A 12,691-nucleotide genomic window follows, 5' to 3' on the forward strand; every position below is an offset into this window, starting at 1 on the left:
AGCGCCTTGGATTGGATGCGAGTCCCTCTTGCGGAGCTCGGCGGATGGATTGAGGCGGCGGAAGAAAAAGTCAGGCGGGAAAAGAAATGGCAAAAGTCTATGAAGTAGCGTTCAAGCTGGCCGGCCAGCTCTCGCCCGCTTTCACCAAGTCGTTCTGGGAAGGCGAAAAGCTCATGCGTTCCTTCACCGAACGCACGAAAGCTTTGGACAAGCAGGCCGCTGCTCTGTCCGGCATGAGCAAGCTTTCCGAGGAAGTACGGGAGGCTGACGTCGAGCTGGGCCATGTGCAGGCGACATTCACCAAACTTTCCGCAAAGCTCCAGGACGGACAAGCTTCGCTGACCGCTCTGGAAGAAAAGTTTCAGAAGTCCAGGGCTGCGGCGGAAAAGTCCAGAAAAGCCGTGGACGCGCATAGGCTTTCCCTTCAGATGGCGCGCACGGAGTTTGACCTTGTCAGCCGTGAAGTGCAGGCTGCGGACGCTTCCATACAGGCGCTTGCCTCCAGGCAGCGGAAAGCGAAGGACTCCGTAAGCCTTTTTGAAAAGGCTCTGAAGTACGAAGAAGAAGCCCTGCAACGTGCCAGAGCCGAGTCGAAAGCAGTGAGTGCGCAGCTCAAGGCCCAGGGCGCTTCTCTTGCGGATACAGAGGCGGCTCTTGCGAAACTGCGTGCAGAGGAAGAACGCGCCCGCAAGGCTGTGCTTGAGCATACATCAACGCTTCAGCGAGCACGGGCGGAACTCTCTCTGGTCAACGGAGAAATCGAAGCTGCGGATGCTCCCACGCGGGACATGATCGCACGCTACCAGCAGGCCGGGGAAAGAGTGACCCGGCTTGAGCAGGCGTTGGAAGCGGAAAGCGCAGCCTTGAAAAAGAACACCTCCGAGTCAAAGGAGCTGGGCGCGGCGCTTCGCACGGCAACCAAAGAAGAAGCCGCTTTGAAACGGAATGTTGATGCGGCGGAAAAGGCGGTGGAAAAGGCTTCGGCCGCTTTGGACAAGAAACAGACCGCCTTGCAGAAAAACAAGCTGGCCGCCGGTATGCTCGGTGCGTCGCTTCGTGAAGTGGCCCAGCGTGAGCAGGAAGTCGCCCGCGCCGCAGAAAAAGCAAGAGCCTCCCAGGAACGACTTGCCAGAACGCAGAAAAGGCTTGCCGCCGCTTCCGCCGCTCAGGAAAAAATAAGGGCCATGCGTTCAAGCAGCATGGGGGCCATCGTGTCAACGGCGGCCATGGCTACCGGCAGCGTGGGGCTTCCCGTGCGTGAAGCCATGAAGATGGAAGACTCAATGGCAGAAGTCCGCAAGGTGGTGGACTTCGAGACGCCCGACGGTCTGATCAACCTGCAGAGACAGCTTCAGGAGATGTCGCTGCGCATACCCATGGCCGCCGATCAGCTCGCCATGATTGCGGCGGCCGCCGGGCAGTCCGGTATTGCGGAAAAGGATTTGGCTGCGTTCACCGAACAGGCCGCCAAGATGGGCGTCGCCTTTGATATTTCCGCTGAAGAATCCGGCGAAATGATGGCCAAGTGGCAGTCCGGCATGGGGCTGTCCCTGGAAAAGACCTATGCCCTGGCCGATGCCGTCAACTTCCTTTCCAACTCCAACGCCGCCCAGGCAAAACAGATCGGCGAAGTGCTCAAGAGGTACGGGCCTCTCGGCAAGCTGTCCGGCTTGACGGAAACGCATATCGCCGCCTTTGCTTCCACGGTTATCGCCAGCGGTGCGGAAGCGGAAGTTGCGGCGACAGGTATCAAGGCCTTCATGCAAGCCATGGGTAAGGGTGGCTCAATGAGCGACATGCAAAAGGCAGCCTTCCAGAACGCCGGGCTCGACTACAAGCAACTTCAGAAAGATCTCCAGAAGAACGCTCCCGAGACGATTCTGAAAACGCTGGAAGCCATTCAGAAGAAGATCCCCAAGGAAAAGTGGAATCAGTACCTGTCCGTCATGTTCGGCGATGAGGCCGCCGTTGCCATCGGACCCATGATGCAGAACACGGAGGCCCTTCGGAAGAACTTTGAGCGCATAGGCGACCCTATCAGGTACGCCGATTCCATGTTGAAGGAATTCGAGGCCAGAAGTGCCACGACTTCCAACAGCCTGACGCTCATGGGGAACGCCGGGAAGTATGTCGCTACGGTCATGGGGTCTCCGCTTCTGGAGCCCATCCGGGAGATCTCTCTGTCGACCGTCAAGGCGGCCAGGGCGGCCGGGGCATGGATGGAAGCCAACAAGCCCTTGGTTTCCACAGCCATGAAGCTCGGCGCCGCGCTCACGACCGGCGTCATAGCCTTCCATGCCCTGCGTCTCGGTGTGCTTTTTGCGATATCGCCTTTAGTCTCCGTCTATAAGACATGGCAGAAAATGAAGATCGCCATGACCGCGCTCAATATCGCCATGAAGGCCAACCCCATAGGGCTGTTGATCACCGCAGTTGGAGCGGTAGCCGCCGGATTTGCGCTCGCCTATGAAAACTGTGAGGCGTTCAGGAATATGGTGGACGCTGCGATCTCTTTTGCGGTCGACAAAATTTCTGGCCTGATCAAGATGCTTGAAAAGGTCGGAAAATTTCTTGGAGACATCATGGGCGGCGCCGGGGACGCGGTAAAGGCCTATTCCGCCATGGGCAACGGAACTGGCCCGGCTTGGGCAAGTCAGGAGCAGATGGAAGCTATAGCAAGCGGGGACTTGAATGCCCTGGCCGTTCCCGCCATGGCATCCGGCGGTGTTGTCACAGGGCCCACGCTCGCAGCCATAGGTGAAGGAACCGAACCGGAAGCCGTTATTCCGCTGTCCCGGCTATCCTCCCTGTTGCCTTCGTTCGGTGAAGGACGGGAAAGCGAGGCTGTCGCGCCGCTGTCCCGGCTTACGGCTATGCTCCCTGAACTCGGCAACAGCAGTGCCCCGTCCTATCAGGTTACGTTTTCTCCGGTCATCAACATCAGCGGAGGAGCGGATGCCTATGAATCTGTGAAACGCGGCATGAAGGAAGCTCAGACGGATTTCCGGCGTGAGTTCGACAGGATGATGCGGGACAGGGAACGCCTGTCCTATGCATAAGGGGATGAACATGGAAACGACACTGAGCCGGATGGGCGAGACCTGGGATATGGTGGCCAGGCGCGTGTATGGCGATGAGCATTTCATGGATGCGCTTATCGCGGCCAATGTGAAACTTCGGGACACAGTGATCTTTTCTTACGGGGTGGAAATTGTGACGCCGGAAATTGATACGCGTTCCACTGCCTACGATATCAACCTGCCGCCATGGAAAAGGAAGTAGTCATGGAGCCGAGAAAGACTTCCTTTACGCTGTACTTCACCAGCGAAAGAAAGGACGTGACGCAGAATATCATCGCTGATCTTCTGTCGTTCTCCTACACCGACAAGGAGACGGATGAAGCCGATGAGCTTTCCCTGACTCTGAAAGATCCCCATGGAGTATGGGCGGGAACGTGGACGCCCGACGGCGGGGAAAAGATCGAGTCATATATCTATGCCGGGGATGTTTCGGGCAAGGAAGATTCGCGTCTCTATTGCGGGAAGTTTTTCGTGGACTCCCTGAGTACGTCCGGCAATCCCCGCGTCCTCAATATGCGCGCGGTATCCATTCCGCTGAACAAGCCCATACGCCGCAAGCTCAAGACTCGCGCCTGGGAAAAGACGGCATTGAAGGATATCGCCACTGTCATAGCTAAAGAGGCGGAAATGGAACTCCTCTATGACGCTCAGGATAATCCCGTCTACGACCGGCAGGATCAGAAGCGGGAGAGTGACCTTCAGTTTCTTTCTCGCCTGAGCAGGGAAATGGGTATCTCCTTGAAGCTCACGGATGAAAAGATCGTCATGTTCGATCAGGCCTCCTACGAAAAGAAGGCGCCGGTCAAAACTCTGTCTTTGAACCGTTCGCCTATCCTGTCATGGAGCTTTGAAAGCTCGCAGTCGGAAAAGTACAAGTCCGTGACCGTGGCCTATCGCGACCCTAAGCAGAAGAAAAAAGGAACGGCCGCAGGGTACAACATGGATCTGGAAAAGGTCGGCGGCAAGAAGTCCTCGAATCCTGCGGTCATGACCTACACCTACACGGACCCGGACGCAAATGAGCAGTGGCAGGAATACTCCCTGAAACGCCGGGCAAAATCCGTTTCGGATGCGGAGCGTCTGGCCAAGGCAAAGCTTAGAGAACTCAATGCGCGCAGTGTCACCGGCTCCATATCTCTTATAGGGGACCCGTCACTTGTGGCCGGCGTGGTGGTGGCGGTGTCCGGTTTCGGCTCCTTTGATGGGAATTTCATCGTGCAGGAAGCCACACACAGCGTTTCAAGCGGCGGCTACACCACGTCTCTGTCTCTGCGCAGGGTGAACAACAACTATTAGGAGCGCGCCATGAAAGGATATCAGCCCGACCTGGCAGACCTTATCCGCGTAGGTGAGGTTACCAGCGTGAACCCGGCCGCCATGACTGCCAGGGTGACGTTCGATGATGATGACGGCGTGACAAGCTATGATCTGCCCATACTTCAGCGCAACACGCTGAACAATCACGATCATTGCTGCGTGGACGTGGGGGAAGACGCGCTCTGTCTTTTTCTGCCGACCGGCATTGAGGAAGGTTTCATTCTGGGAAGTTTCTACGCCGGGGAAGTGACGCCGCCTTCCGGCAGCGGCGATGTGCGCATGGTGGAATTCTCCGACGGGACGAAGCTTTTCTATGACCGTTCTTCCCACAAGCTCACGGGCGATGTGAAGGGCGACGTCTCTCTCACCGTTTCAGGCACGGTGACAGTGAAAAGTTCGACCTCCATTACCCTGCAGGCTCCGGTCATCAACCTGAACGGCGCAATCAACACGGCGGCGGAAAGCGGCGGCTCCGGTACCATGACCATCAAGGGCAACATCGATCAGACCGGTTCTCAGAAAGTTTCCGGGGATGTTGTTGCGGGCGGCATATCGCAGATCAGTCATACCCATACCTGCCCGGATGGGGAAACCGGCGGGCCGCACTGATAGGAGAAGGTCATGGGGGTTATCGGCACTTTTGGAACTTTGCCTTTCGTCTGTTCTTCTGCCTTCGTGCTTACATTCGACGGTCTCAGTCGTGAGCTTTCCGTTCGATGGGCCCAGCATGATGTCATCGGAGCAAAGCCTGTCCTGGAGTATATAGGCCCGGATCTGGCCGCCGTTTCCATGAGTATCCGTTTCGATTCCACGCTTGGCCTGGCCCCTCTCATGGGGCTCAAAAAGCTCAAGGGAATGCTGGAAGACGGCACGGCCAGGGCTCTCATCATCGGCGGGGAATATTTCGGGCGTTTCGTCATGGAAAGCATCAGCGAAGAGCGACGGCACCATACCGGCTTCGGGGTGTGCCAGGTGGCGGAAGCAAAAATCAACTTGAAAGAGTGCGGAGGGACGTCGCTATGGGACGAGTTGCGGTCACTGCTTTGAGTGAGGTCGATTTTGCTCCGTCCTCTGAAGAAGCGGAAGTGGTGCAGAACGTGCGTACCATTCTGGCAACACGGGTGGGAACCGTACCGCTGGACAGGGACTTCGGCGTGAGCTGGGAACACCTGGACAAGCCGCTTCCCGTGGCCCGTTCGCTCATGCGGGCGGAAGTCATCGAGGCCATAGAACGGTATGAGCCCAGGGCAAATATCGAGGCCGTGGAATTTGAGGAGACGGAATCGGATACCATGGAAGGTATCAGCCGCCCGCGTGTGATCTTGAACCTTGGAGAAGACAATGAGTGAGATACTTCCCCGCTGGAATCTGCCGGAGGTCAGCTTCATGGAGACTGACCCGTCCGCCATAGAGTCCGGCCTTATCGCAGGATACGAAGAGGCCAGCGGAAGAACGCTGGCCGACGGTGATCCCGTGAGATTGTTTCTGCTCTCCATAGCGGCGGCCATCATCCAGCTCAGGAATGCGGTAAACGTGGCCGCGCAGCAGAATCTGCTTTCCTACGCCACGGGGAGTTATCTCGATGAACTCGGGCGATACCTTGCAGTGACGCGCCTTCCTGCAAGCGGCGCGAAAAGCACTTTCCGTTTTACACTTTCGGAAGAGCTTGCGGAAGCCTATGTCATTCCCGCAGGGTTCGAGGTGACCAACGGCGCGATAACGTTCGCTACGGACGCGGAAGCCGTCATCAGCCCCGGTGAACTCTTCGTTGACGCGGTTGCTACCTGCACCACGCTGGGAGAAGCAGGGAACGGATATCTGGAAGGCCAGATAGCCACTATCGTGACGCCCATGCCTTACCTGGCTTCGGCGGTCAATCTCTCAGAGACCTCCGGCGGAGCTGATGCAGAGGAAGATTCGGCCTTTGCCGAACGCATTCGTCTGGCGCCCAACAGCTTTTCCGTGGCCGGGCCGTCGAAGGCGTATATTTTCCATACCTACAGTGTGAGTTCAGCCATCATCGACGTGGCGGTCACGTCGCCTACGCCCGGCGTGGTCAACGTCTATCCGCTGCTGGAAGACGGAGAACTTCCGGGGGAAGAGCTTCTCGGCGACGTGGAAGCCTATCTTTCCGCAGACGATATCAGACCGCTAACCGACGAAGTCCACGCACTGGCCCCCACGGCGAAGAACTACTCCATAAAAGTGGACTACTGGATTTTCAGTGAAGATCAGAGCCGGGCTGAACAGATAAAAGCGGATGTTGACGCTGCGGTCGAGGAATATCGCCTCTGGCAGCAAGGAAGGATCGGCCGGGATATTCTGCCCGATCAGCTCATCCGCAGCGTTATCGCCGCCGGCGCGGCAAGGGTGGATTCGTCCACGCTTTCCCCTGCGTCCTTTGTCGAGCTGAAAGAAAATGAAGTCGCCCAGTGCACCGGAGTCACCGTCAACTTCAAGGGATACAAGGCCATATGAAAACGTTGGACGATATCAGGCTGTCCGACGTTCTGCCGGACAGCATCGCAAGAGACGCGAAAGTTTCGGCCGCGGCTACGGCCATTGACCCGTACCTCGCGGCGGTTGCTTCCGGCCGGGAACTTCCGGCCATTTACGCCAGCTTGTCCCGTCTTACCGGCGCACAGCTCGACCATATCGCAAAGCAGTGGGATGTGAGCGTGTGGCGCGAGACGTGGACGGATGATGTGAAAAGATCCGTACTTTCCACGGCCATTATCGACAAACGCAAAAAAGGAACCGTCTCCGCCGTCAAGGGAGCGCTCGCGTCCATTTCCTCCATTGCGACGATACGCGAGTGGTGGCAGGAGTCTCCGAAAGGCACGCCTCATACCTTCACGGTTTACGCCACGCTTTCCGATATCGACGGATCTCTGGATACTGAAACTCAGGAAGATCTTTTTGCGCTCATAGACGACAACAAGCCCCTGCGTTCCCATTATGAATTCGTTTTGCAGCATATGGGACTCGGACAGATAGGAATGGTGGGGGCCGCCCGCCCTCTGGTTTTTGCAAAGCTGTATAACAAGTAGGAGTTTTGTCATGCCTTCTGTGCCTCTTATTGTTACCGACGCCGGTATTGCGGAAGTCATCAACGCCGAAGCAAACGGCACTGCTCCGGTCAAGCTTACGGAGATAGGTCTGGGCTCCGGCCAGTACACGGCCACTACGGGACAGACTGGGCTGGTGAGCGAGTTCAAGCGTCTGGATACCGTCGCAGGAGGCGGTATCGGCGACAACACACTTCACGTCTCCGTCACTGATGAAAGCGACGATACGTATACAGTGCATGAGATTGGCCTCTTTACGGAAAGCGGCACACTCTTTGCCGTCTATGCCCAGTCGCAGCCCATCATTCAGAAGGCGTCGGCGTCCTGGATGATGCTTTCCCTGGATATCGCGCTTGTCGGTGTGTCCGTCGACTCCGTCACCTTCGGCGATACGAATTTTTTCCTGCCTTCCGCGACCACGGAAATGCAGGGTATCGTGGAGCTGGCAACCGATGCGGAGACTCAGACGGGGACGGATACGTCCAGGGCTGTGACTCCTAAGGCCCTTGCGTCCAGAACGGCTACGGAGTCCAGAACGGGCATCGCGGAAATCGCCACACAGGATGAAGCCAATGCCGGGACGGATGACTCGCGCATGATCACGCCTAAAAAGCTGGCCGGACGAACTGCCACGGATGCGCGCGCCGGTATCGTGAAACTGGCAACCGAGGAAGAAGTGCAGGACGGAACTGATACGTCGAAAGCTGTGACGCCCGCCGGTCTTGCTTCCAGAACCGCTACGGATACGCGTGCCGGCATTGTCGAGCTGGCTACGGCCGCTGAAACACAGGCAGGGAAGGATACGACAAGGGCAGTGACCCCCGCGAGGCTCGCCTCCAGAACTGCCACGGAGTCCAGGACCGGACTCGCAGAAATCGCCACACAGGATGAAGTCGACGCGGGCACGGATGATACACGCATCGTTTCCCCCAAAAAGCTCAAGGCGGTTCTTGACGGTAGAAAGGCCACGGCAACACCGAAGGTTGCCGGAACCGGCTCCGTCGGTAAATCTGCAAAGTATGCCCTCGAGGATCATGTGCACCCTGAGCAGGAAGACGTCTCCGGTTCTTCCGGTTCCTGTACCGGCAACGCCGCAACGGCTACCAAGCTTCAGAATGCCAAGACGATTGATGGTGTGTCTTTCAACGGCTCCGCCGCCATTACCCACTACGGCACCTGTTCCACGGCTGCGGACACAGCGGCCAAAACCGTCGCCCTGAGCGGTTTCGCTCTTGTGACCGGAGCGGTGATTTTTGTGCGGTTCACCGTGACAAACACCGCTTCCAATCCTACGCTCAATGTGAACGGCACCGGGGCCAAGGCTGTACAGTACCGCAATGCCGCCATCAGCGCAGGGCATCTTGCCGCGAACCGCGTGTACGTCTTTGTGTATGACGGTACGGCATGGGAACTTGTGGGGGATATCAATACCGATACCAATACCAGGGTAACCCAGAACGTCACTGGGGCAAACGGCACATATCCCATACTGCTCGGGTACACGGCGAATAATACGGCTTCAAGAACAGAAGAGGCAAGATACGCGGCCGATGTCAAAGTGAACCCCAGTACGGACAAGATACTTGCGAAAGGACTGGAAGGACAGATCACTCAAACGACCTGGGTAGGTGCAGCAAAGGAAGGCGGAAGCCTTATTGAGGGGGATGTAAGTGCAGGCGGCTTCGCACCGTTTATCCGGTACAAGTCGGAGAACGGTGTCTTTGTCCTGAACGGCCACAGTGATGGGATGCTTATCTCATATCTCACCGATGCGAACGTGGAAGCAGGAACGAACAAGGTTGAGGAAAGTCTTGAATTTACCGAAACAGGTCAGCTTGTGTCGACTGGCGGCTTCAAGGGGGCACTCTCTGGCAATGTTACCGGGGATCTGAAAGGTGATGTCACCGGTGATGTAAAGGGGGATCTCACGGGGAATGTTACGGGGAATGTTACGGGTTCCTCTGGTTCCTGCAAAGGCAACTCCGCGACGGCGACGAAGCTTCAGACCGCAAGAACTATCGACGGGGTGGACTTCAACGGCAGTGCACCCATTACCCATTATGGAACCTGCTCGACTGCGGCCGGTACGGCGGCAAAGACTGTTGCCTTGACGGGATTCAAGCTTGTGACTGGAGCTGTCGTGTTTGTGCGGTTTTCTGCCACCAATACGGCGGCAAATCCTACGCTCAATGTGAACAACACCGGCGCCAAGGCCATACAGTACCGGAATGCCGCCATATCCGCCGGATACCTGGCTGCAAACAGAACCTACGCTTTCGTCTACGACGGTTCCTCCTATGAGCTTGTCGGGGACATTGATACCAATACGACATATTCCGCCGCCTCGGAAACAAGGAGCGGCATTGTGGAACTGGCCACTGCCGCTGAGGTACAGGCGGGAACGGATACTGTCCGGGCGGTGACTCCGAAGGGACTTGTTTCCAGGACTGCCACGGAGTCCAGAACAGGGCTTGCGGAGATAGCCACACAGGCGGAGGTCGACGCGGGAACGGATAACAGCAGAATCATTACTCCGAAAAAGCTGGCCGAGTCGTATATCAATGACTTCCGCAAGTCGCTTATCGGCTCGCTGTTCTACTTCGGTCGGGCGACGCTTCCGTCCGGCTTCATGAAGCCCGACGGCTCCCTTGTGCGCTTTGATGACTATCCCGAACTTGAGGAAGCCTATAATAGCGGTGCCTTCAATGGGATGATTCTGGAAGCGAATGCGTCCGCAACCGACAAAAACACCTGGGCGGGAAAATGGGTGAAGCACTCGCAAGGGCTTGGATTATATCTGCCTAGACTGAGCGGACTGTTCTTGCGGAACGCGGGTACTGCGGGCCGAAGCGAAGCTTCCGGTTTACCTTCACTGTATGGTCGAGCGTCCTTTTTGTACAGGGAGGATTCAAATACAGAAGGGGTATTTTCTCTTGTTGATGGGAAAGGCTCCATTGGTAATCTTGTTAGCCCTGGTTCTGGTTCTCTTAATATTTTTTGGGCAGACCTGGCATTGAACGCTACAAGCGTCAATTCTATTTTCGGTGCAAGCTCCGAAGTTCGGCCTCCGAACGTAAATCTGGTTTCAGGAATCTATTTAGGCTGCCCTGCCTAGATATATTCCAATGGTCATATCTACGGACTGAGGCATGACGGTATCAGATGTACCATAAACAGAATTACAGTTCTGAGCGTTTATTCCAACATGCCATGAGCCAAACGGATAGGTTCCTTCAGTCATCCCTACACCAATAATGCCAACGCTTTCAAATGCTCCGGTTGCATTATCCTCTGTTACATAAGCCGTATTGTTTAGTTCACCATATATATTAGGAATGCCTGGTTTGTTATATCGGCCAACAGTACCCGCGTTCCGCAAGGGCTGAAGATAACAGAAAAAATCCTGTCTATCTATGCCCTTGCGGAACCTGGGCACTGCGGGGCGATACAACGCGCCTGGTTTGCCTGACCTTGCCGGCTCCGTACAGCTAGGCTCGGTGGGCTCAAGCGATGTGAATATGATCATCATAGACCCGATAACGTGCTCTGGAGTCTTTTCCCGATCGGGGAGTGTCACCGGTCATCCTGCACAACCATCAACCGATAATAACACGAGATACAAAAATATGGATTTTTCTGCCAAAAAATACAATTCTATATATGGAGCTTCAACAAGTGTGCAACCGCCTTCCGTTGATATGGTCATTGGAATATATTTAGGAACTACGGCCTAGGTAAATTCCGACAAGCATGTCAGAGGAAGCAGGCATGACTGTTGTCGAAGCTCCATAAATTCCTGAACAGTTAGATGCGTATATATTGATAGTTGCGTGTAAAAAAGTAGAGTTGCCTCCAGAAATATAAGCGGAAATTGGTTCTGATGCTAATATGCATCCAGACTCGCTACCGCTGGACATTACAACGCCTCTCAGACCTCCCGTGATATTAGGGAGACCAGGAGTATTGTATTTCCCTATAGTGTCAGCGTTCCGCAAGAACATTTTTGCTCTCAAAAAAGTCATTTCTTTCAATGGTTGATGAAAAAGGAAAAGTTTGAAAATCCTCCCTGAAAAGGAGGTATTTCATGTTGAAGCATTTCCCCTGGAAGCGCAAACCGTGGCGTTTGGAGTGGCGTGACCCGGTTTCTGGAAAAATGAGGTCCCGTTCCTTTGTAACGGAAGGAGAAGCCAAAAACTTTGAGCGGGTTCAAGCTGAACTGGCTCAGAAAGAAAAAGAGCTTCTGGCCAGAGCTCGACGCAGGGCAAGGTCCAACATTCCGCGTTACACTGTCAGTGAAGTTCTGACCGCCTATCTTTCCCGGCCGGATATCCGGCCAAACACGGCCAAAGGCAATATCTATCATATGCATGAAATCGTAAGACTCATGGGTCACCGAAAGCTCGCCTCTCTCACTTTGGACGATGTAAAGGCATTCATGCAGGCACAGCGTATGCGTGGGCTTCAGCAAAGCACGGCAAACCGCCGTGCTGGTATACTTCGTGCGGCCTGTAACTGGGCTGTGCGGGAAGGAATGTTGAAAGTGAGTCCTCTGGTCGGACTGCGGCTGCCTGCTGCGCAGTCCAGGCGCATATCCCCACCGACAATAGCGGAACTGGACAGACTCTATGCAGCGGCTCCGCCACACATTCAACGGATTATCCTTCTGGGCCTGTACACCGGCGCGCGAGTCGGAGCATCGGAGCTTTTTCGGCTACGATGGGATCAGGTCAACTTGTCCTCCGGCCTGATCTATATGCCCTGTGCCTATAAATCCCGTGGAGCGGACGGGCGGTATATCCCTGTCCGGCCAGACCTTTCCCGGATATTGAAACGTTGGAAGGAACAGGACGGAAGTCAGCCATGGGTCATAAGTTTCCGGGGAAAGTCAGTCAAAAGAATTTCCGCAAGCTGGAGAAAGCTTTGCCGTTCGGTTGGTATCACAAGGCCACTTCGGCCGTATGACCTGCGTCATGCTTTCGCCACTCTTTCCATAGCCGGTACGGGTGATATTGGCTCTGTGGCGGAACTCATGGGGCATAGCAACGCGAATATGCTGCTGAAAGTCTATCAGCATATCAGAATGCCCGCCAAACAGGCCGCCGTGGACTCCATTCCCGCAATGAAGGTGCTCTTATCGCAAAAGGGAAGGCGTCGAACGATGATATAGCCAATTTTTGCTTCCATGAAAAACTAATTCCCTTGCTGCCGAGAGGAAGGGAGTCTCTT

Annotated in this window: 10 protein-coding genes; all 10 read left to right on the top strand. The window is 55.5% G+C overall.

Annotated features, from left to right (window positions below; genetic code table 11):
• The first annotated feature begins 86 nt into the window (after positions 1-86).
• The 10 genes from CZ345_RS13640 (at position 87) to CZ345_RS13685 (ending at position 12,632) form a co-directional block, all read left to right on the top strand.
• Positions 87-3,059, top strand: coding sequence for a phage tail tape measure protein (locus tag CZ345_RS13640; RefSeq protein WP_077073646.1), 2,973 nt, complete (start codon positions 87-89; stop codon positions 3,057-3,059).
• A gap of 10 nt (positions 3,060-3,069) precedes the next feature.
• Complete coding sequence (locus tag CZ345_RS13645; protein ID WP_077074112.1) at positions 3,070-3,282, top strand: tail protein X; 213 nt, start codon at positions 3,070-3,072, stop codon at positions 3,280-3,282.
• Between the two features lie 2 nt (positions 3,283-3,284).
• On the top strand, positions 3,285-4,376 hold the full coding sequence (locus CZ345_RS13650; RefSeq protein ID WP_077073647.1) for a phage late control D family protein: 1,092 nt from the start codon (positions 3,285-3,287) through the stop codon (positions 4,374-4,376).
• 9 nt (positions 4,377-4,385) lie between these two features.
• Positions 4,386-5,006: a phage baseplate assembly protein V gene (locus tag CZ345_RS13655; RefSeq protein WP_077073648.1), complete on the top strand. Its 621-nt coding sequence runs from the start codon at positions 4,386-4,388 to the stop codon at positions 5,004-5,006.
• A 12-nt stretch (positions 5,007-5,018) separates the two neighbouring features.
• Positions 5,019-5,444, top strand: coding sequence for a phage tail protein (locus CZ345_RS13660; protein WP_077073649.1), 426 nt, complete (start codon positions 5,019-5,021; stop codon positions 5,442-5,444).
• Complete coding sequence (locus CZ345_RS13665) at positions 5,441-5,746, top strand: GPW/gp25 family protein (RefSeq protein ID WP_204224306.1); 306 nt, start codon at positions 5,441-5,443, stop codon at positions 5,744-5,746. Before CZ345_RS13660 ends, CZ345_RS13665 begins: the two co-directional genes overlap by 4 nt.
• Positions 5,739-6,875, top strand: a complete 1,137-nt coding sequence (locus tag CZ345_RS13670; protein ID WP_077073651.1) for a baseplate assembly protein — start codon at positions 5,739-5,741, stop codon at positions 6,873-6,875. Before CZ345_RS13665 ends, CZ345_RS13670 begins: the two co-directional genes overlap by 8 nt.
• The gene (locus tag CZ345_RS13675) at positions 6,872-7,447 is read left to right on the top strand and encodes a phage tail protein I (protein ID WP_077073652.1); all 576 of its coding nucleotides are present in this window, start codon (positions 6,872-6,874) and stop codon (positions 7,445-7,447) included. The genes CZ345_RS13670 and CZ345_RS13675 overlap by 4 nt, the downstream gene beginning before the upstream one ends.
• A 10-nt stretch (positions 7,448-7,457) precedes the next feature.
• Positions 7,458-10,580, top strand: coding sequence for a phage tail-collar fiber domain-containing protein (locus CZ345_RS13680; RefSeq protein ID WP_077073653.1), 3,123 nt, complete (start codon positions 7,458-7,460; stop codon positions 10,578-10,580).
• Between the two features lie 969 nt (positions 10,581-11,549).
• Positions 11,550-12,632 (top strand): tyrosine-type recombinase/integrase, encoded by a 1,083-nt coding sequence (locus CZ345_RS13685; protein ID WP_077073654.1) that lies wholly within the window; start codon positions 11,550-11,552, stop codon positions 12,630-12,632.
• The last annotated feature ends 59 nt before the right edge of the window (positions 12,633-12,691 follow it).

Source organism: Mailhella massiliensis (assembly GCF_900155525.1).
In the GTDB taxonomy this organism is placed as follows: domain Bacteria; phylum Desulfobacterota; class Desulfovibrionia; order Desulfovibrionales; family Desulfovibrionaceae; genus Mailhella; species Mailhella massiliensis.

Coding starts and splice junctions, on each gene's coding strand:
- CZ345_RS13640 (WP_077073646.1), top strand. CDS start 87: ATGGCAAAAGTCTATGAAGTAGCGTTCAAGCTGGCCGGCCAGCTCTCG.
- CZ345_RS13660 (WP_077073649.1), top strand. CDS start 5,019: ATGGGGGTTATCGGCACTTTTGGAACTTTGCCTTTCGTCTGTTCTTCT.
- CZ345_RS13675 (WP_077073652.1), top strand. CDS start 6,872: ATGAAAACGTTGGACGATATCAGGCTGTCCGACGTTCTGCCGGACAGC.
- CZ345_RS13645 (WP_077074112.1), top strand. CDS start 3,070: ATGGAAACGACACTGAGCCGGATGGGCGAGACCTGGGATATGGTGGCC.
- CZ345_RS13655 (WP_077073648.1), top strand. CDS start 4,386: ATGAAAGGATATCAGCCCGACCTGGCAGACCTTATCCGCGTAGGTGAG.
- CZ345_RS13650 (WP_077073647.1), top strand. CDS start 3,285: ATGGAGCCGAGAAAGACTTCCTTTACGCTGTACTTCACCAGCGAAAGA.
- CZ345_RS13680 (WP_077073653.1), top strand. CDS start 7,458: ATGCCTTCTGTGCCTCTTATTGTTACCGACGCCGGTATTGCGGAAGTC.
- CZ345_RS13670 (WP_077073651.1), top strand. CDS start 5,739: ATGAGTGAGATACTTCCCCGCTGGAATCTGCCGGAGGTCAGCTTCATG.
- CZ345_RS13685 (WP_077073654.1), top strand. CDS start 11,550: ATGTTGAAGCATTTCCCCTGGAAGCGCAAACCGTGGCGTTTGGAGTGG.